At 62.8% G+C, this 17,868-nt stretch carries 12 protein-coding genes and 2 riboswitches; of the genes, 9 read left to right on the top strand and 3 right to left on the bottom strand.

The genetic code is table 11. The features are described from left to right. The first annotated feature begins 1 nt into the window (after window position 1). Genes Q0367_RS02730 through Q0367_RS02720 form a run of 3 tightly spaced genes read left to right on the top strand, consistent with a single transcriptional unit; the run spans window position 2 to window position 2,457 of the window. On the top strand, window positions 2–853 hold the full coding sequence (locus Q0367_RS02730) for an alpha/beta fold hydrolase (RefSeq protein WP_297633326.1): 852 nt from the start codon (window positions 2–4) through the stop codon (window positions 851–853). A gap of 30 nt (window positions 854–883) precedes the next feature. Beyond that, on the top strand, window positions 884–1,612 hold the full coding sequence (locus Q0367_RS02725) for a 2-keto-4-pentenoate hydratase (protein ID WP_297633328.1): 729 nt from the start codon (window positions 884–886) through the stop codon (window positions 1,610–1,612). Between the two features lie 14 nt (window positions 1,613–1,626). Continuing rightward, window positions 1,627–2,457: a 2-keto-4-pentenoate hydratase gene (locus tag Q0367_RS02720; RefSeq protein WP_297633331.1), complete on the top strand. Its 831-nt coding sequence runs from the start codon at window positions 1,627–1,629 to the stop codon at window positions 2,455–2,457. On the opposite strand, the gene Q0367_RS02715 is transcribed toward Q0367_RS02720, so the two are convergent. Continuing rightward, window positions 2,438–2,719, bottom strand: a complete 282-nt coding sequence (locus Q0367_RS02715; RefSeq protein ID WP_297633333.1) for a hypothetical protein — start codon at window positions 2,717–2,719, stop codon at window positions 2,438–2,440. The genes Q0367_RS02720 and Q0367_RS02715 overlap by 20 nt on opposite strands. Continuing rightward, window positions 2,706–3,707 carry an Rpn family recombination-promoting nuclease/putative transposase gene (locus Q0367_RS02710; RefSeq protein WP_297633336.1) on the bottom strand — a complete coding sequence of 334 codons (1,002 nt, stop codon included), beginning with the start codon at window positions 3,705–3,707 and terminating at the stop codon, window positions 2,706–2,708. Before Q0367_RS02710 ends, Q0367_RS02715 begins: the two co-directional genes overlap by 14 nt. Window positions 3,708–3,974: 267 nt before the next feature. Here Q0367_RS02710 and Q0367_RS02705 point away from each other — a divergent pair, with 267 nt between their 5' ends. The 6 genes from Q0367_RS02705 to Q0367_RS02680 all read left to right on the top strand — a co-directional run bounded on the left by Q0367_RS02705 (window position 3,975) and on the right by Q0367_RS02680 (window position 16,186). Further along, on the top strand, window positions 3,975–5,066 hold the full coding sequence (locus Q0367_RS02705) for an acyl-CoA dehydrogenase family protein (protein WP_297633338.1): 1,092 nt from the start codon (window positions 3,975–3,977) through the stop codon (window positions 5,064–5,066). A gap of 45 nt (window positions 5,067–5,111) precedes the next feature. After that, entirely contained in the window at window positions 5,112–6,434 is a 1,323-nt protein-coding gene (locus tag Q0367_RS02700) for an acyl-CoA dehydrogenase family protein (RefSeq protein ID WP_297633340.1), read from the top strand. Window positions 6,435–6,815: 381 nt separating this feature from the next. Then, window positions 6,816–6,926: riboswitch (glycine riboswitch) on the top strand. A gap of 4 nt (window positions 6,927–6,930) precedes the next feature. Next, window positions 6,931–7,019: riboswitch (glycine riboswitch) on the top strand. 122 nt (window positions 7,020–7,141) lie between these two features. Continuing rightward, window positions 7,142–10,036 (top strand): aminomethyl-transferring glycine dehydrogenase, encoded by a 2,895-nt coding sequence (gene gcvP, locus Q0367_RS02695; protein ID WP_298980841.1) that lies wholly within the window; start codon window positions 7,142–7,144, stop codon window positions 10,034–10,036. A 531-nt stretch (window positions 10,037–10,567) separates the two neighbouring features. Next, window positions 10,568–11,965: a DUF1501 domain-containing protein gene (locus Q0367_RS02690; protein ID WP_297633344.1), complete on the top strand. Its 1,398-nt coding sequence runs from the start codon at window positions 10,568–10,570 to the stop codon at window positions 11,963–11,965. Window positions 11,966–12,013: 48 nt separating this feature from the next. Further along, window positions 12,014–14,548 carry a hypothetical protein gene (locus Q0367_RS02685; protein ID WP_297633346.1) on the top strand — a complete coding sequence of 845 codons (2,535 nt, stop codon included), beginning with the start codon at window positions 12,014–12,016 and terminating at the stop codon, window positions 14,546–14,548. Between the two features lie 72 nt (window positions 14,549–14,620). Further along, window positions 14,621–16,186, top strand: coding sequence for a DUF1800 domain-containing protein (locus Q0367_RS02680; RefSeq protein WP_297633348.1), 1,566 nt, complete (start codon window positions 14,621–14,623; stop codon window positions 16,184–16,186). Window positions 16,187–16,495: 309 nt separating this feature from the next. Here Q0367_RS02680 and Q0367_RS02675 read toward each other — a convergent pair whose 3' ends face one another. Continuing rightward, window positions 16,496–17,356 (bottom strand): hypothetical protein, encoded by an 861-nt coding sequence (locus Q0367_RS02675; protein WP_298980840.1) that lies wholly within the window; start codon window positions 17,354–17,356, stop codon window positions 16,496–16,498. Window positions 17,357–17,868: the final 512 nt, after the last annotated feature.

The raw sequence follows: 17,868 nt of genomic DNA, 5'->3' as shown, positions 1-17,868 counted from the left end.
TATGTCATCGGCGAAACAAATAACGATCCGCGGGCAGGTCACCAACTATCATCGTCAGGGCGAGGGAACAGGTGCAACGTCTATCCTCTTCATTCATGGCTCCGGACCTGGCGCCAACGGCTGGTCGAACTGGCAACTTGCTCTCCCTGCGCTGAGCGATCGCTGGGATTGCATTGCACCCGATCTGATCGGCTTTGGCGAAAGTCATCACCCCGAGCCGGCGCCGACCGGCATGCGCGGGTGGATGCGTCTGTGGGTGGATCAGATGTTGGGGTTGCTCGACGCCCTGGGCGTTGAGCAGGCGCATCTTGTCGGCAACTCCATGGGCGGCGCGGTTGCGCTGCATCTGCTCATGGAGGCGCCCCAACGCTTCGAGCGCGTGGTGCTGATGGGCGCCATCGGCGCGCCCTGTCGCCTCACGCCGGAGCTGGATCGACTGTGGGGGTTCTATGACGATCCTTCGCCGGCGTTGCTGGCCCAGGCGATCCGCTGGTTCGTCTACGATGATAGCTTTCTGCGCGAGCGGTTGGATGAGATCGTGCGCATTCGCTACGCGGCGGCGATGAAAGAAGAAGTGCGACGCTCCTTCACAGCCATGTTCCCCTCCCCACGTCAAAAACATCTCGACGACCTGATCGTGCCCGATTCGACGCTGCGCCGTATCGAGCATCCGGTGTTGCTTGTCCACGGTCGCGACGATTTGATCGTGCCGGTCGAAACCAGCTACTATTTGGTGAATCGCCTGCAAAATGTGGAGATGCATATCATCGGCCGCTGCAGCCACTGGACGCAGATCGAGCACAGTCGGCGCTTCCATGAACTGTTGACGCACTTTTTCAGCGAAGTTCAATAAGACGCATTTGACGCACTCCTGGACGCAAGCATGAAGCTGAACGCTGCTGAACAGGCCCTGGCCGACGTCATCGCCGAGGCGCGGCGAAATCGCATCTCGATGCCAGGGCGCGCACGCGAATGGGATGTAGACATTGCCAGCGCCTATCGCATTCAGCGCCATCTGCAGACGCAAGCTGATTGCGTGGGCTACAAACTCGGCTTCATCAGCCCTGCCAAGCAGGCGCAGATGGGTGTGCAGCAGCCGATCTACGGGCGGATTCGTCGCTCGATGTTGCTTGAGGGCGAGGTCCGGTTGAGCGACTTCATCCAGCCGCGGCTGGAGCCGGAGATCGCTGTGGTTCTGCGCAAAGCCTTGCCTGCAGAGGCGGAGCCCGGCATGGCCGCCCATGCTGTCGGCGGTTATTTCCTCGGCGTCGACGTGTTGGACAGCGTGTGGATGGACTACTGCTTCAGCGCCGTCGAGGTGATCGCCGACAATGCGTCCGGCGGCGCGTTTCTGTTGGGCAATCGCCTGCTGGAGGCGCCGCCTTCGGGAACGCTGCGCCTCTATCTCAACGGCGTCTTGCGCTGCGAAGGGCCGATGGACGCCCTGGGCAACGTTGAGGAGCGGCTGTGCTGGCTGGCGCGTAGCGTAGGGGGCCTGGCCGCTGGGCAAATTGTCTTTCTCGGCTCGCCGGGGCAGGCCGTTCCCGCCGAAGCCGGAGTCCTTGAAGTGAGAAGCGCAGATGACCCTCTTCTATTGGCAAAAGTGGCATAGCGGAGTATCTCCTCATGTCTGAACGATCCACAGCCGCCGAAAAACATGCAGATGGGCGCGAACAGAACATCGACGCGCTGGCGCAGCGGCTCGATCGCGCTTGGGAAGAGCGTTTTACGATCCCGCCTCTCACAGAAAGCGAGGGCGTGACAGATGCAGCCACCGCCTACGCCATCCAGACGCGCTGGACTGCGCTGCGCGTGGCGCGCGGAGAACGCATCCTGGGGCGCAAGATCGGGCTGACCAGCAAAGCGGTGCAGGAGCAGATGGGCGTCGATGAACCGGACTATGGGACGTTGTGGGCGTCGCGCTATTTCCCGGCGGTGAACGGCCGCGCCGAAGCGCCGATCGACCTCTTTCTGCAGCCCAGGGTGGAAGGAGAGATTGCCTTTCTGATCGGCGAGACGTTGGACAGGCCTGGCGTCACGCCGCAGCAGGTGCTCGCCGTCACCGACGCCCTGGCCGCCGCCGTCGAAATCGTCGACAGTCGCATCGACAACTGGCGCATTCGTCTGGCCGACACCATCGCCGACAACGCATCCTACGGCGGGCTGACCCTCGGCCCTTGGAGTCGCAGCCTGCGGAAGAGCGACCTCAGAACCGTCGGCATGGTGATGAGTCACAACGGGCGTCCGGCGGTCTTTGGCGTCGGCGCAGCGGCGTTGGGACATCCGGCCACGGCGGTGGCGTGGCTCGCCAACAAGCTGCAAAGCTTCGGAATCCCTTTGCGCGCCGGCGACGTCGTCATCTCCGGCGCGCTGGCGGCGACGATCCCGGCGCGCCAGGGCGATATTTTTGTGCTGGAGATGCACGGGCAGCCGCCGCTCACGCTGCGTTTTGTATGAGGAAGGTGAAAGGAGCATCCCGTCGCTGCGCATCGCGATGCGCAGCGGCCTCTGGCGCTGGAGTGTTTCTGACCAAGCCGCCGGAGACCTCGTAATCGTCGCCGACGTAACAGGTCGTCACACCGTTGACCGTCGCCTTGACCCGTCGGCCATCGCCGTCGTAGACGAAGCCGGCGCTACCCGCCCTTACAGCGTGCCGACTTGCGGCGTCAGACGGACTCTTCCGGCGCAGCGCTTGCCCCTGGCGGCTATGGCTGGTCATCCTCCGAGGGTTGGAGGTCTCCGAGCCGTTGGAGTTCTTCCTTCAGCCACGCAAACTGCTCCGGCGTGATGCCCGTCGCCGTGGTGATGAGCGACCACTCGGCGCCGACCGCCAACAGGCTCTCAATCGTCTCGATTTTGCCTTTGATCTCGCCTTTCTGCAGTCCTTCCTGCAATCCTTTCTGCAGTCCTTCCTGCAGCCCTTCTTTGCGTCCTTCCTGTCGCAACTCCTCAGCGTAGGTCAGCATATCCCCTCCTGTCTCCGGCGCAAGGCGCTTGACCTGCGCCGCAAACTCGTTCACCACCCGACGCTCCTGCGTCGACGCCAGGTAAATCACAAAGACCGCCACGTAGTCCAGCCCGCCCGTGCGCGTCAGCTGCGCCACCAACGGTGCCGCCAGCCGCAGCGCCTCGCGCATGCGCTTCTGATAGGCCGCCATCATCAGCAGCTGCGCCACCTTCGCCTTCAGCCCGCCCTTCACCTCCTCCGGCGCCAGCCCCGACTGGTCGATGAGATAGTGGGCGAAGCGAGGCGGAAAGTCATACTCCCGCACGCCTGCGGCGAAGAGGTCGACGAACTCGGTCGAATAGCGCCACTCGCTCTCGCCCTGATAGAAGACCACCGGCGCAATCGCCGGCAGCTCGCTCTGCTCCGGCCGCTCCTTGAACGACTCGTCCCAGATGCGACACATGTACTTGAGCAGCCGAAAGCGCATCCACGGGTCGGGCTTGGACTGATGCTCGAAGAGCAGATACAGGAAGAGCGGAGCGTCGCCTTCCTTCATCTGCGCCGCATAGAGCAGGTCGGACTCGCTGTCGCGCAGCGCCTCGTCGACGAAGCTGGTCTCGACCAGCCGCAGGCTCGACCACTCCACCCGGCTGGCCAGCGAGGGGGGCAGGTGCTCGCGTAGGAAGAGCGCCGCCTCCTCGACGTCGGAGAAGACGGTGCGGAAGAGCTTGTCGTGCGGCTGCTGCACACCGGCGCTCATGGCCGCTATTGTACCATGGAACAGGAGAGATGGGGAGTCGTGCGGAGAGGATGCGACCGTTCGTCGGCGTCGCACCTGACGCAGAGGGAGTGACGCCGAAGGGGCGGAGCTCGATGGCGTTTCAACCTTCTCGCAACCGCAGCGCAACATCAAAACCCTACGCTACAAATGCAATCCCTTTTCGACATTCGGTGCACGGACGGGAGGTCGCCGGGCGACTCTTCGACAACACCGACCTTCGTCCAAGTTTTCCCAAACGGAGCCATTATGTATTCGTTCGACATGACGCCGGAACAAAAAATGTTGGTGGACACAGTCCACAAATATGCAGAGAAAAATCTGCGCGCCGTCTATCGCGAGGCGGAAGAGTCTAAGCAGACGCCGGAGAAGGTCGTGCAGATGGGCTGGGAGCTGGGGCTGTTGCCCGGCCTGATCGACGCCCAATATGGCGGCTATGGAGAGTATTCGGCGCTGACCAGCGCTCTCTATCTGGAAGAGATGGCATGGGGCGACCTCGGCATTACGCTGCACCTGTTGACGCCTAACCTTTTCGCCATCCCCATCGCTCAGTTCGGCACAGACCAACAGAAAGCGCAATATCTTTCAATGTTCTGCGGGGATGCTTTCCCACGAGCCACCGCCGCCATCGTCGAGCCGGTCGTGCAGTTTGACCCGGCGGAGTTGCGCACCACCGCGGAGAAACGGGGCGACGAGTACGTCATCAACGGCAAGAAAACCTATGTTCCCCTGGCCAAACAGGCTGAGCTTTTCCTGGTCTATGCTCAGGAAAACGGCGTCACGCAGGCGTTTATTGCCCCTGGGAACGCAAGCGGCGTGAAAGTCGGCAAGCGCGTGAAGTTGATGGGCGTGCAGGCGCTGGAGATGTACGAAGTCGAGTTCGAGAATGTCGCCGTCCCGAAGGCCAATCGATTAGGTGGGCTGAAAGGCATTCGCATCCAACGCCTGTTGACGTTGAGCCGCATCACGCTCGGCGCGCTGGCGGTGGGCGTCGCGCGCGCAGCCTATGAATACGCCTTGAACTACGCCAAAGAGCGCGTGGCCTTCGGCGAGCCGATCGCCCACCGCCAGAGTATCGCTTTCATGCTCGCCAACATGCGCATCGAAATCGAGGCGACGCGGCTGATGGTGTGGGAAGCCGCCTACAAATATGACGCCGGCGAAGACGCCACCAAAGCCGCCTACCTGGCCAAGACCTATGCAGACAAGATGGTGCTTGAGGTGACCGATGGCGCCGTGCAGGTGTTGGGCGGACATGGTTACATCCGCGACCATCCGGTCGAGCTGTGGCTGCGCAACGGTCGCGGCTTTGCCACCTTAGATGGGGCAGTGATTGCCTAGTCGAGAGAATAGAGGTCTCACACTTCGGTCAAGAGGAACAAAACAATGCCAATCGAATTTAAGCTGCCGGAATCGATCGAACGCCAACTGCGCGACGTGCAGGTCATCGCCGAGCACGTGATGCGGCCAGACAGCCGGTATCTGGACGAGCATGAGCATGAACGGCCGTGGCGCTACATCCACGCCATGTGGCCCAGGATGAAAGAAATGGAGCGCGCCAATATCGCCGCTGCGAAGAAGCGCGCCCTCAAAAAGCAAGAAGCGCTGCGCGCAGCGCAGACGAACGGCCACGGCGTGGCGGTGGTGGAGGCGCCGCCCGCTGAAGAGGAGCAGGAACGCGAAAGCATCGCCAATCTTTCGCTCATTCACATGATCGAAATGCTCAGTTGGGGCGACGCCGGCATCTATCTATGCATCCCCGGCGGCGCGCTGGGCGGCGCGGCCATCCAGGCGGTGGGCACGCCGGAGCAGATCGAACGCTTCCTCACGCGCTACACCGAAGGGGAGCCGAAATGGGGGGCCATGGCCATGACCGAACCCCAGGCCGGCTCCGACACCAGCAACATTCAGACGACGGCGACCTTTGATCCGGAGACTCAGGAGTGGATTCTCAACGGCCAGAAAATCTTCTGCACCAACGGGAAATTGGCGCTTGAAGAGTCAGATGGATTGGTGGTGGTCTGGGCGACGGTGGATAAAAAGGCGGGCCGCGCCGGAATGAAACCCTTCGTCGTTGAGGCGGGCACGCCGGGGGTCGTCGTGGCCAAGGTCGAAGAGAAGCTCGGCATCCGCGCCAGCGACACCGCCACAATCATCTTTGACAACGCCCGCATTCCGGCGGACAACATCCTCGGCGACGCCGAAGTGAAAACGGGCGTAGGCGATAAAGGCTTCAAGGGCGCCATGAAAACCTTCGACGCCACGCGGCCGATTGTCGCCGCCAGCGCCATCGGCGTCGGCCGCGCCGCCTTTGAGTTCACGCGCGACACGCTGGCCAAAGAAGGTGTCAAGATGGAATACGGCAAGCCGCGCTGGAAGTTGAGCGCCGTCCAGGCGGACCTGCTCGAGATGGAGGCGCAGTTGCGCGCCGCCTGGCTGCTTACGCTCAAGGCCGCCGCGCTTCTGGACGCGCGTAGGGAAAACAAGCTGGAATCCTCCATGGCGAAGGTCAAGGCCGGCCGCGCCGTGACGATCGTGACGCAAAAAGCGGTGGAATTGCTCGGCCCTCTCGGCTACAGCACCGAATTCCTGGTCGAAAAGTGGATGCGGGACGCCAAGATCAACGACATCTACGAGGGCACCGGCCAGATCAACACACTGATTGTTGCGCGCGAAATCCTCGGATATACGCGCAACGAGCTGAAATGAGGCGAGACGCCTCCATTTTCCTGTGCAGCCGACGAGAAGCGAGTGGAGGGTGCGGAAGCCGGATCGATTCCGCACCCTCTGGTTTCGGAGATAGAAAAGTTTGCTGCGCACTGCGTTGTGTTGTGTATAGTCTCCTCCCATCGAATGAAGCAACCTTGTAGGCGCAGCTGCAAGCGGCGCTTCTCTGCGTTGTTCGGGACCCTAGGGCCGCCGAAACGTGGGGCCGAGGGCCTCGCTCCGATCGCGGTCAGAATTGTTCCGCCAAAGCGCCGGGTTGAAACCTTCCATCGCTCATTGTTCCTTCCCGTCTTTTGGAAGTATTTTTCATTGCAACCTGGAATTTTGTGATATACTGTATGTGCACAATCGCATAGCAACGCCATACACATTGTGAGAGAGAATCGGTTTGAACCCGGTCGCCGAAGGTGCAAGCTGCGCAGCTCGCCACGGCTGCACGGTGACACTCTCAGGCAAAAGGATCGCAATGTGCTGGCAACTCTGGAAAGCGCGGGGGACAGAGCTGACCGCCGCCACCCACGGGGCAAGCCGGTCGATTCCGGTCAATCTCTCAGGTCAAGGACAGAGGCAACGGGCATCTCTTTCGAGGCGCCCGTTTTTTGTTCTGTGGTGCATAGACGCCGCAGCGTTTCTGCGCTTCATTTTTGATGGTGAGAACGCGTTGATTCTGAACAAAGGAGAACCCGATCATGCCGCACTTCGATCCGATTGAACTGCTCAAGCCCCTGGATACGTTCCCACGACGTCATCTCGGCCCCTCGCCCTTCGACATCGAGCGCATGGTGGAGGTGTTGGGCGTCGACAGCCTCGATGCGCTGATCGATGAGGCCGTCCCGCCGCAGATTCGGCTGCAAGAGCCGCTGCGTCTGGAGCCGCCGCGCAGTGAGTCCGAAGTGTTGGCCGAACTGCGCAGCCTGGCCAGTCGCAATCGCGTTTACCGTTCTTTTATCGGCATGGGATACTACGGAACGCTGACCCCCGGCGTGATCCAGCGCAACATCCTGGAAAACCCCGGCTGGTATACGCAATACACGCCCTACCAGGCCGAGATCGCGCAGGGGCGGCTCGAGGCGTTGCTGAACTTTCAGACCATGGTCATCGACCTGACCGGCATGGACATCGCCAACGCCTCGTTGCTCGACGAGGGCACCGCCGCAGCCGAGGCGATGACGATGGCAAAACGCGCCCAGAAGCGCGGCCACACCGGCAACGTCTTCTTCGTGTCGGAGAAATGCCATCCACAGACGATCGACGTGGTGCGCACGCGCGCCGAGCCGCTCGGCTACACGGTCGTGGTGGGGGACCACGCGAGCTACGACTTCGGCGACCGGACTTTCGGCGCGCTGGTGCAATATCCCGACACCGAGGGAACGATCCACGATTTCAGCGCATTCTGTACACGCGCCCACGCCGCGGGCGCGCTCGTCGTCGTCGCCACCGATCTGCTGGCGTTGACATTGTTGACGCCGCCCGGCGCATTCGGCGCCGACATCGCCGTCGGCAGCGCACAGCGCTTTGGCGTGCCGATGGGCTTCGGCGGGCCGCATGCGGCGTTCATGGCGACGCGAGAAGAGTTCAAGCGGCTGATGCCGGGGCGGTTGGTGGGCGTCTCGATCGACGCAGAAGGCAACCCCGCCCTGCGCCTCGCCTTACAGACGCGCGAACAGCATATCCGCCGCGACAAAGCGACCAGCAACATCTGTACAGCGCAGGTGCTCCTGGCGGTGATGGCCTCCATGTACGCCGTCTATCATGGGCCGCAAGGGCTGACCGCCATCGCGCAGCGCATTCACCTGCTGACCGAGCTGTTGCGCACTCGACTGCAGGCGTTGGGCTACACCGTCAACGCCGGGCCGATTTTCGACACCCTCAAGGTCAGCGGCGGGCCGCATACGCAGGAGCAAATCGAACGGTTGGCGCACGCCAATCAGATCAACCTGCGCTTCTACGCCGACGGCGGCGTAGGCGTCTCGCTCGACGAGCCGACCACCGTCAAAGAGTTGCAGGTGTTGCTCGAAATTTTCGGCGACGACGGCGCAACGGACCTGGAGGCGCTGGCGCGCCAAATAGATCTGTCCTATCCGGCGCCTTTTGCGCGCAACAGCGCTTTCTTGACGCATCCGGTCTTCAACAGCTATCACACCGAACATGAGATGTTGCGCTACATCAAGCGGTTGGAGTCGCGCGATCTCTCGTTGACGCACTCGATGATTCCGCTCGGCTCCTGCACGATGAAGCTCAACGCCACCACCGAGATGCTGCCCGTCACCTGGCCGGAGTTCGCCAACCTCCACCCCTTTGTCCCGCTCGACCAGGCGCAGGGCTATCTGGAGCTGTTCAGAAGGCTCGAGCAGTGGCTGAAGGAGATCACCGGCCTCGACGCAGTCTCGCTGCAGCCGAACGCCGGTTCGCAAGGCGAGTACGCCGGCCTGCTGGTGATCCGCGCCTACCATCGTTCACGCGGGGAAGGGCATCGCAACGTCTGTCTCATCCCTTCCTCGGCGCACGGCACGAATCCGGCCAGCGCGGTGATGGCGGGCATGGAGGTGGTCGTGGTGGCGTGTGATCGCAACGGCAACATCGACGTCGAGGATCTGCGCGCCAAGGCCGACGCCTACGCCGACCGCCTGGCTGCGCTGATGGTCACCTACCCCTCGACGCACGGCGTCTTCGAGGCCGCCATCCGCGAGATCTGCGATATCATCCACGCCCGCGGAGGGCAGGTCTATATGGACGGCGCCAACATGAACGCCCAGGTTGGCCTGACCAGCCCGGCGGCCATCGGGGCGGACGTCTGCCATCTCAATCTGCACAAGACGTTTACGATTCCTCACGGCGGCGGCGGGCCGGGGGTTGGCCCCATTTGCGTGGCGGCGCATCTGACGCCTTTCCTGCCCGGCAGCGCAGTTGTGGCCGGCGTCGGCGGGGCGCATTCGGTCGGTTCGGTTTCGGCGGCGCCGTGGGGCAGCGCCGGCATCTTGATGATTCCCTACGCCTACATCGCCATGATGGGCGCCGAAGGGCTGACCCAGGCCACCAAGGTCGCCATCCTCAACGCCAACTATATCGCGGCGCGGCTTGACCCCTATTTCCCGGTGCTGTACAAAGGCGAGCATGGCCGCGTGGCGCACGAATGCATCATCGACCTGCGGCCACTCGAACATGAAACAGGCGTCACCGCCGAGGATGTGGCGAAGCGTTTAATGGACTTCGGCTTCCATGCGCCGACGCTCTCCTTCCCGGTGCCGGGCACGTTAATGATCGAGCCGACCGAAAGCGAATCACTGGCGGAGCTAGAGCGCTTCTGTCAGGCGATGATTCAGATTCACGCCGAGATTCTCGCCGTGCGCGACGGGCGCAGCGACCCCCAGAACAACCCCCTCAAACATGCGCCGCACACCGCCGCCGTCATCGCCGGAGCGTGGGGGCGCCCCTACAGTCGGGAACAGGCTGCTTTCCCGGCGCCCTGGGTGCGCGAACGCAAATTCTGGCCCTACGTCTCGCGCATCGACAACGTCTACGGCGACCGACATCTGGTCTGCGCCTGCCTGCCGATCGAGGCGTATGCAAAGGAGGCCGGTTGATTCGGCAGATGGCCATGTCTTGCCGGAGGCGATCATTCCCCAGGCGCCTTTGACACGCCGGGCGCGGCTCGCAGTTGCGCCTGGCGTCGGCGAGGCGTAAGGTTTTTGAGCGAACCGAGGAGGCGCTGCGAGGGTTCGGGTAAGATGGTGAACCACTAAGACTCAAAGACACAAAGGACACTCAAAAGAGAGAGGAAAAGATATCAAATCCTCGTGGTTTTTTGGTTTTTTGTGTCTTTGTGCCTTTGTGGTGATGTCTTAGGCGCCTGGTCACCAGGGTGGCGGCGAAAGGTAGGCAAAAAGGGTTGGGGCAAGATCGAGCATCCTTTGGGTAACCGTGAGTTTGAAAATTCCATTGAATTTCTAGGTAGTGAGCGCCGCAGCTGCATCGTCTTTGAAACGGAAGTTTTCCGTCGTGAAATTGTCCGTTGACAATCCGCCCCTCTGCTCCCCACAATCTGGAATATGACTCGCCCGATTTCACGCCGAACGTTTCTGCAGGGATGCTCGGGTTTCGCCGCGGCGGCGGCCATGCGCGGCTTTGGCATCACCAACCTGCTCTTCGACAGCCATGCGCCGCATCGGTTGACGGCGTCTGCACCTACAGGCGCCGCGTTTTCGCCTCAGCAGCCGCCTCTCCAGCGCGATTTGTTGGTGCTGATTTTTGTGCGCGGCGGGCTGGATGGGCTGAATTTGCTTGTGCCTTTCAACACCGGTGCAACAGATCGCGATCTGTATTACAACAAGCTACGCCCCACGCTGAGCGTGCCGGCTCCGAACTCTAGCGCCACGCGCAAGGCCATCGACCTGGACGGACGCTTTGCCCTCCATCCCGACGCTGCACGCGGCGCGGCGGGCGTCAACGTCCCCAACGGCCATGCGTCCGACACAGGCGGCCTCTATGCGCTCTTTCAGCGCGGAGACCTGGCGATCGTCGACGCCTGCGGCTCGCCCGACGTGACCGGCTCCCATTTCGACACCGAGTTGTACGTTGATTTGGGGGGCAAAAACAATCAGGGCGGCTGGCTGGCGCGCTATCTCGACGCCGCGGGCGAACCCAACGATGCGCTGGCGGTGGCGCCGCAATGGGGCATTCCGCCCTCGCTCCTTTCGCTGACCGGTCGCAGCGCAGTGGCGGTTCCCGACCCGGAAAACTTTGGCCCACAGTGGAAGACGCGGCAGTGGACCTCGCACGAGAACGCCTCGGCGCTGGAGGCGGCGCAGCGGGCGCTGTTGGAGCAGATGTATCAGCGTGGGGGCGATTTCATCGAGCAGGTGGGGCGCTCCGCCCTGCAAAATTACGACATGTTGCGCGACGTGCTGGAGACGAGCTACACGCCGTCGGCGCCGTATCTGACCGATGCGTCGCACGTGGCGGATTATGGCCACTTTGGTCATTCGTTGAAAACCGTGGCGCAACTGGCGAAAAGCTCGCTCGCCAATCCGCTGCGCGTCGCCACCATCGACGTGGGCGGCGGCTACGACACGCATGACAACCAGGGCGTCGTGGACTGGAGCGGCAACTCTCGCTATTGTCGCCTGATCGCCAACCTGGCCAACAACATCAAGGCGTTTTGCGACGACATGAACGCCGACCCGGCCTGGCGCGGGCGCTTTGTGGTGGTCGTCGTGAGTGAATTCGGCCGCGTGCTTTATGAAAACGCCAGCGGCGGCACCGACCATGGCGCCGGCAACGTCATGTTGGTCGTCGGTAGCCACGGCAACATCCGCGGGGGACAGGTCTACGGCGAATGGCCTGGGCTGAAGCATTTCGGCTTCAACGACGGTCTCCAGATCACCACCGACTATCGCCGCGTGCTCGCCGACATCCTCACCGCGCGCATGAACGTCGGGGTGCAGCAGGTCAACAGCGTGATCTTCCCCGGCCTGAATTATGCGTCTGGCCTTGGGATCGGCGTTCCTCGGTAGCGCAAGATAGGCCATGCAATTGTCATCGAGTATGGTCAAGACAAGGATATGATGCGCTGGAAGTTGACCCTCATCCTGACGGCGCTCGTTGCGTTCGCCTGGTGGCAGGGGCGAAGCTTGAACGCTGCGCCGCTTGCACAACATTCATTGCCGGCGTGGGGCGCGCCGGCGCCGGTGACGGTGGACGAGTGGCCTTCTCTTCAGAGCGAACCCTCGGTGGCCGTGGCCGGCGAGCGGACGTTGGTCGCCTGGCTCGACTCGCGCAACGCAGCCCCTGATCTTTACAGCGTGATGTGGAACGGCGAGCAGGTCGTCGCCGAAGCGCGCGCGACCAACCTCACCCCGCACTTCGACGTTCAGCGCCCCTTCGGCGCGGCGGCGACCGTCGAAGCGATCGGCCGCGCCTTTGTCGTCTACGCCGATGAGCAGCAGGTGCGCCTCGTGCGCTACAACCCTTCCACCAATCGCTGGGGCGCGCCGATTCAGGTGACACAGGGCCTTGAGGACTGGATCGCCGTGGCGCGGTACCCGCAGATCGCCAGCGACGGGTCCGGCGATCTCGTGGTCGTCTGGGAAGACTACCGCAACCTGGACTGGAGCGACGATGGGCGCAGCAGCAAGGGCGGGGACATCTACGCGACGCGCTGCAACGGCGTGGCGATGACCTGCGACGCCGTCAACGTCAAACTCAACAGCGACGACAGTCGCGGCGACCAACGCCGCCCGCGCATCGCCCGCCGCGGGGAGCAGGTCGCTGTGGTCTGGGAAGATCATCGAGAGTACGGCGCCGAGGCGCCGCAGGTCTATTCTGCGCTTTCCAGTGACGGGGGCCGCACCTGGGGGCCGAACGTGCGCGTCTCTCGCCCATCCACGACGGCCGGCCGCATCGACAGCGCCACGCGGCCGGCCGTCGCCTTCGCCGTCGACGGCAGCCTCTTCGCCGTATGGGAGCATCACGCGGGCGCAGCGACAGCCCCGGCCGACATCTACGCAGCGCGTTGGAACGGCTCCGGCTGGGATGCGCCCCAACGCGTCGACGCTGCGCCGCCGCGCGTGCGCTCGGTTGCGCCTGTCATCGCCGGCGGCGCAGCAGGGCTGTTTGTGGCCTGGCAGGACTATCGCAATGGAGCGAGCAATCCGGACATTTACGCGGCGCGCTGGAACGGCGGTGGATGGGAAGAGCAGCCGGTGACGACGGCCCCTGGCATGCAGATGGCGCCTGCGCTGGCTGCGGATGGAGCGCGCGTCCGCATCGCCTGGCAAGATGCGCGCGACGGCGACCACGACATCTACATGGCCTCCTGGCAGGGCAGGGGCTGGTCGGATGGCGCAGTGGTCAACAGCGCCGCCGAACGCAGCCCGTATCAAATGGCGCCTTCGCTGGTCAGCTTTAACGGCGCGACGCATCTGGTCTTTCTCGACAATCGCCGAGGCTACAACGAGCTGTGGTCGAGCACATTGCCCCTGGGGACGCCGACCTGGACCTCGCCCACGCGCCTGCCGACCTGGGCGAACGCCGGCCATATCGCCGCTCATGGCGCGCAGATCGCCGTCGACGCCGCGGGCAGGGTCCATGCGGTGTGGAGCGAGTATCTCTGGCCTTATGGACGCCACATCCTGTACAGCGTCTTTGAAGGGGGCCGTTGGAGCGATCCAAAGCGGCTGAGCGGAGACGAGGACGACGGCCGTGAGCGCCACCGTCCCGCCATCGCCGTGCGCAACGGCGTCGTCGCCGTGGCGTGGAGCGAAGCGCGCTGGGATGGACAATCCTGGACTCAGCTTTATGCGACGTGGAACTCCGGCGCAGGCTGGACGTCGCCGCAGCCGGTGCTTCCGGCGACGATGGTCGATCGCTGGACCGTGCCCGTGACGATAGCGCTCAGCGATGCTCACATCGTCGTCGCCTGGGGCGAATGGGACGACAATGGACGTGGTCGTCTGATGACGGCGCGACGGAGCCTGCAAGGCGGCGGCTGGAGCTATACGCAAGTGAATCCGCCTGTCGCCTCAAACTGGTGTTTGCAGCAATATCCCCAGATGCGCAGCGACGCCGCCGGTCGCCTGCACCTTGTCTGGTCCGGCTGTGCGTTGCGCAACCCGCCGGACGAGTGGCCGCACGACAGCTACGTTTTCTATGCAATGTCGAGCGATGGCGGCGTCACCTTCAGCGCGCCTCTGCGCGTTGGATTCACCATTGCGCAAGACGACGAAGAACACCATAACAGCACCGCCAGCAGGCCGACGCTTGCCGTCGGCCCCGACAATGAGGTGATGGTGCTGTACCCCGCGCGCGTCGAAGGAAGTTGGAATTTCTACGCGGCGCTGATCCGCAACGGAGCCGTGGCAACGGTTCAGCGACTTGGCGAGGCGACGACGAATTGGGTCGCGGAGGGTGACTACGACGGCCAGTGGTACGAAGGCGACAGCGCCGGCGCCGTCGTTTATGACGCGCTCCGGCAGCGGTGGATTGCGGTCTTCCCGACGCGCAGCAACGGCCGCTCGCCGACGCTCGTCGCAGCGACGACGGAGGGCGTCCCGATCGATCTTTCGCAAAAAGTTTACCTGCCTTCCGTTCGACGATGATCGCAGTGCGCTCTGGGTCTCTTTTATTTTGAAGAGCGTCGAAAGAAGAAGCATCTGGAAGAGATGAACGTCATGGACATCGATTCTCCTTCCACGCCGCCCGGCGAGGCGCCTTCGCTGGCAAGGCTGGCTTACAATCGGCTGGGATTCGGCCCGCGTCCCGAGGACCTGGCGAACCTCTCCGCTTTTGACTTCCCCGGCTATGTGGACGCCCAGCTCGCGCCGGAGAGCATCGACGATTCGGCCTGCGAGGCCTACATCGCCGGACTCGACCGCACCGATCCCCAGGGGATCGCTGTGCCGCCGCCGGAGGCTTCACTTGCGGAGATCGAGCGTTATCGCCAGGCCAGCGAGGCGGCGGGCGGCTGGCCCAACGGCAACTTGCAGCGCCATCTGTGGACGGTCACCTATGCTCGCGCGTTGCTGAGCAAACGCCAGCTGTTCGAGGTGATGGTCGATTTCTGGACCAACCATTTGCAGACGAATTTCCAAAGTCGTCTGAAATATTGGGAGGATTATCACGTCATTCGTCGCCATGCGCTGGGCAATTTCCGTGACCTGATCGGCGCCAGCGCCAAAAGCCCGTCGATGCTCTACTTCCTGAGCAACACCTACAGCGACGGCGCCAACCCGAACGAAAACTACGCGCGCGAGCTGATGGAGCTTCATACGATGGGCAGCTACAGTCGCGTGCCGGGGCCGGGCTTTCTGATGCGACCGAATTACACCGAGGAGGATGTGCACACCGCCGCGCAGATCCTCAGCGGCTGGACGACGATGGGATCGCCCGACGACGCCTATCGCTTCAACGCCGGGCGCGCCTGGCCGTCGCATCACTGGCATGAAAAACGCATGTGGCTGGGCAACGACGACTATTACTACTTCCCCTACGGCGGCGAAGAGCAGGGCGAACAGTTGCTCGACATTCTGGCGGAGCACCCCAGCACCGCCTATTTCATCTCCTTCAAGCTTTGTCGGCGCTTCATCAGCGACTTCCCCGACGCCTTTTGTCCGGACGCCATCGAGGCGGGCGCGCAGGCGTTCTTGAGCACGCACGGCGATATCCGCGCCACCCTGCGCGCCATCCTGCTGCATCCGAAATTCGCAGCGAGCTGGGGGCAGAAGATCAAACGCCCCTTCGAGTTCCTGATCTCGACGATGCGCGCCTTGGGGCTTCGGGAGATGATCAACTTTTTGCCGGACGACTGGCACGACGCGCTCGGCGCGCGCTTCTTCGAGAGCCAGATCGAGATGCTAGGTCAGAAGCTCTTTGAGTTTTCGGCGCCCACCGGCCTGCCCGACGTGCGCTTCGCCTGGTGGAACACGAACCAGGTCTTTGGCCGTTGGACGCTCGCCAATGCGCTGATCAGCCGTTATTTCGGCGATCAGACGGAAGTGGACAGCGCGCCTGTCAACGCTGCGCTCGATCAGCTCATCGCCGCGCCAGCTACGGCCACTCAGGTCATCGACCGCCTGCTCGACCGGTTTGTAGGCCGCAGGATCGATCCCCAGGACCGCAGCGCGCTGATCGACTACCTGGGCGCGGGCAATCCCCAGGCCGCGGTGACGAGCGCCTCCCCGCGGCTGCGCCCGGTGATCGGCGTCATCGCCGCCTCCCCCTACGCCCAGTGGCGGTGAGGGGCGCAGTGGGCCCTCACCCCCTGCCCCCTCTCCCAATGCTGGGAGAGGGGGAGCGCCTGCGCGAAGGCGTCGGTTTCATCGTAGGTGCGGCTCGCAGCCGCACGTTCCTGAGGGCCCGCAAGTGGAGGCCCTCACCCCCTGGCCCCCTCTCCCAATGCTGGGAGAGGGGAGCGCCTGCGCGAAGGCGTCGGTTTCATCGTAGATGCGGCTCGCGCCCGCACGTCCCTGGCGGTCCCCAAAGCATTGGATGAATCGAAGAAGCGCTGCTCCGAGCATCGCCAGAGAGTACATTCTGCGCACCTCATCTCAACGCGTCAACGACTCCAGGAGGGTCAAGAGGTCGGGGCCGGTGCGCCAGTGCAGCGTGCTTTCGACCAGGCGGCCAAAGCCGTGCTCGTAGCGGTCGAGGCTCCAGGCGATCAGGCGCTCGGACAGATGCCAGGCGCTGCCGAGGCCGACGTGGTATGGGGATAGCGGCGTCGAACGCACCATGTACATTTTGTCGGTTGTGAGGTCATACACGGGCAGGAAGATGTCTCCCATGACATCCCAGTAGAGCCACCGGTTCCCGACGATGTAAGGCTCGTCGATGCGCAGGTAGGGATATTTTTCATCTGGGGAGGTTGGGTATGGAATCTCCTTGCGCTCGCCGGTTTTGAGGTTGAGTGCGATGGTGACGCCGTCGGCGTCGTCCAGTGCGCGCATGTCGCGCCAGGCCACCCAGTCGCCGTTGATGGCGGGCATGCGGCCGTAGCCTTCCGACAGTCGTCGGCGTTGGCCGCTCTGTCGATCGAAGAGATGGATGAAATGGCCGCCTCCCTGGCTGTCTGCAATCTGCTGTTCGACGACGATGTACTGCTCCGTCATGCCGATGCCGCTGATGGCTTTCCACATGTAGTTGTCGTCGATGCAAATTCTGTCCAGTTCTCGGCGTTCGCCGCTCGCGATGTTTTGCAGGACGAGGACGCTGTCGGCGCTGCAGCCGTCCTTGTGGCTCTCGATCAGGGTCGTCCATGCGACCCACTCGCCCGCCAGCGCGTAGGCGGGAGGGAGGGCTTGTGGTCTTGGGTCGGAGAAAAGCTCAATCAAGGCGCCGCTGCGCAGATTGTACGCATAGAGGATGTAGGGAGAATATAAATACCAGGATTCCTGATCGGCGTACACCATCCATTCTCCATGGATTGCTGGACGAAGAGTGGCTACGGAGCCTTCGGGATATCTGGTTGCAACGAGTGCTGTAATTTCGCCGCCTATCAGTGGATATCGATAGATTTGGCCATCGAGAGGTTCACCCGACTCCCAGTCAAAGCGACTGGCCGAAGTCCAGTAAAGGTATGTGTCGTCGCTGTCCAGCCATGTAGCACGCATCTCGAGTTTTTCTAACCGCAGCTCGTAGGCCGCCACGGTCGACGGTGTAGGAGTGGATTCAAGAAGGTGTTCTGGAGTTGGCGTTGCTCTGGCATGAGCAGTCGCCGGGGAAACATCGCTTAAAGGCGTTTTGGTCGGCGTAGGCGTCGGAGAAGAAAGCGTCTGGTTGCAGCCTATGATCCACAGTGATGTGAATAGGAAACACAACAGCCGTAGATGCTTCAGCATGTAAAATCTCGCTTTCTCTCAAAGAGTCGGCAGGCATCGCATAGAAAGCCTTGCAACTATTGGAAATCAAGAGGCGCAGAGAT

It is taken from the genome of uncultured Caldilinea sp., assembly GCF_937128415.1.
Taxonomy (GTDB): domain Bacteria; phylum Chloroflexota; class Anaerolineae; order Caldilineales; family Caldilineaceae; genus Caldilinea.
This window is presented reverse-complemented; position numbering and strand designations above follow the sequence as displayed.

Coding starts and splice junctions, on each gene's coding strand:
- Q0367_RS02700 (WP_297633340.1), top strand. CDS start 5,112: ATGCCAATCGAATTTAAGCTGCCGGAATCGATCGAACGCCAACTGCGC.
- Q0367_RS02720 (WP_297633331.1), top strand. CDS start 1,627: ATGTCTGAACGATCCACAGCCGCCGAAAAACATGCAGATGGGCGCGAA.
- Q0367_RS02690 (WP_297633344.1), top strand. CDS start 10,568: ATGCGCGGCTTTGGCATCACCAACCTGCTCTTCGACAGCCATGCGCCG.
- Q0367_RS02685 (WP_297633346.1), top strand. CDS start 12,014: ATGATGCGCTGGAAGTTGACCCTCATCCTGACGGCGCTCGTTGCGTTC.
- Q0367_RS02725 (WP_297633328.1), top strand. CDS start 884: ATGAAGCTGAACGCTGCTGAACAGGCCCTGGCCGACGTCATCGCCGAG.
- gcvP (WP_298980841.1), top strand. CDS start 7,142: ATGCCGCACTTCGATCCGATTGAACTGCTCAAGCCCCTGGATACGTTC.
- Q0367_RS02730 (WP_297633326.1), top strand. CDS start 2: ATGTCATCGGCGAAACAAATAACGATCCGCGGGCAGGTCACCAACTAT.
- Q0367_RS02675 (WP_298980840.1), bottom strand. CDS start 17,356: ATGGTGTACGCCGATCAGGAATCCTGGTATTTATATTCTCCCTACATC.
- Q0367_RS02680 (WP_297633348.1), top strand. CDS start 14,621: ATGGACATCGATTCTCCTTCCACGCCGCCCGGCGAGGCGCCTTCGCTG.
- Q0367_RS02715 (WP_297633333.1), bottom strand. CDS start 2,719: ATGACCAGCCATAGCCGCCAGGGGCAAGCGCTGCGCCGGAAGAGTCCG.
- Q0367_RS02710 (WP_297633336.1), bottom strand. CDS start 3,707: ATGAGCGCCGGTGTGCAGCAGCCGCACGACAAGCTCTTCCGCACCGTC.
- Q0367_RS02705 (WP_297633338.1), top strand. CDS start 3,975: ATGTATTCGTTCGACATGACGCCGGAACAAAAAATGTTGGTGGACACA.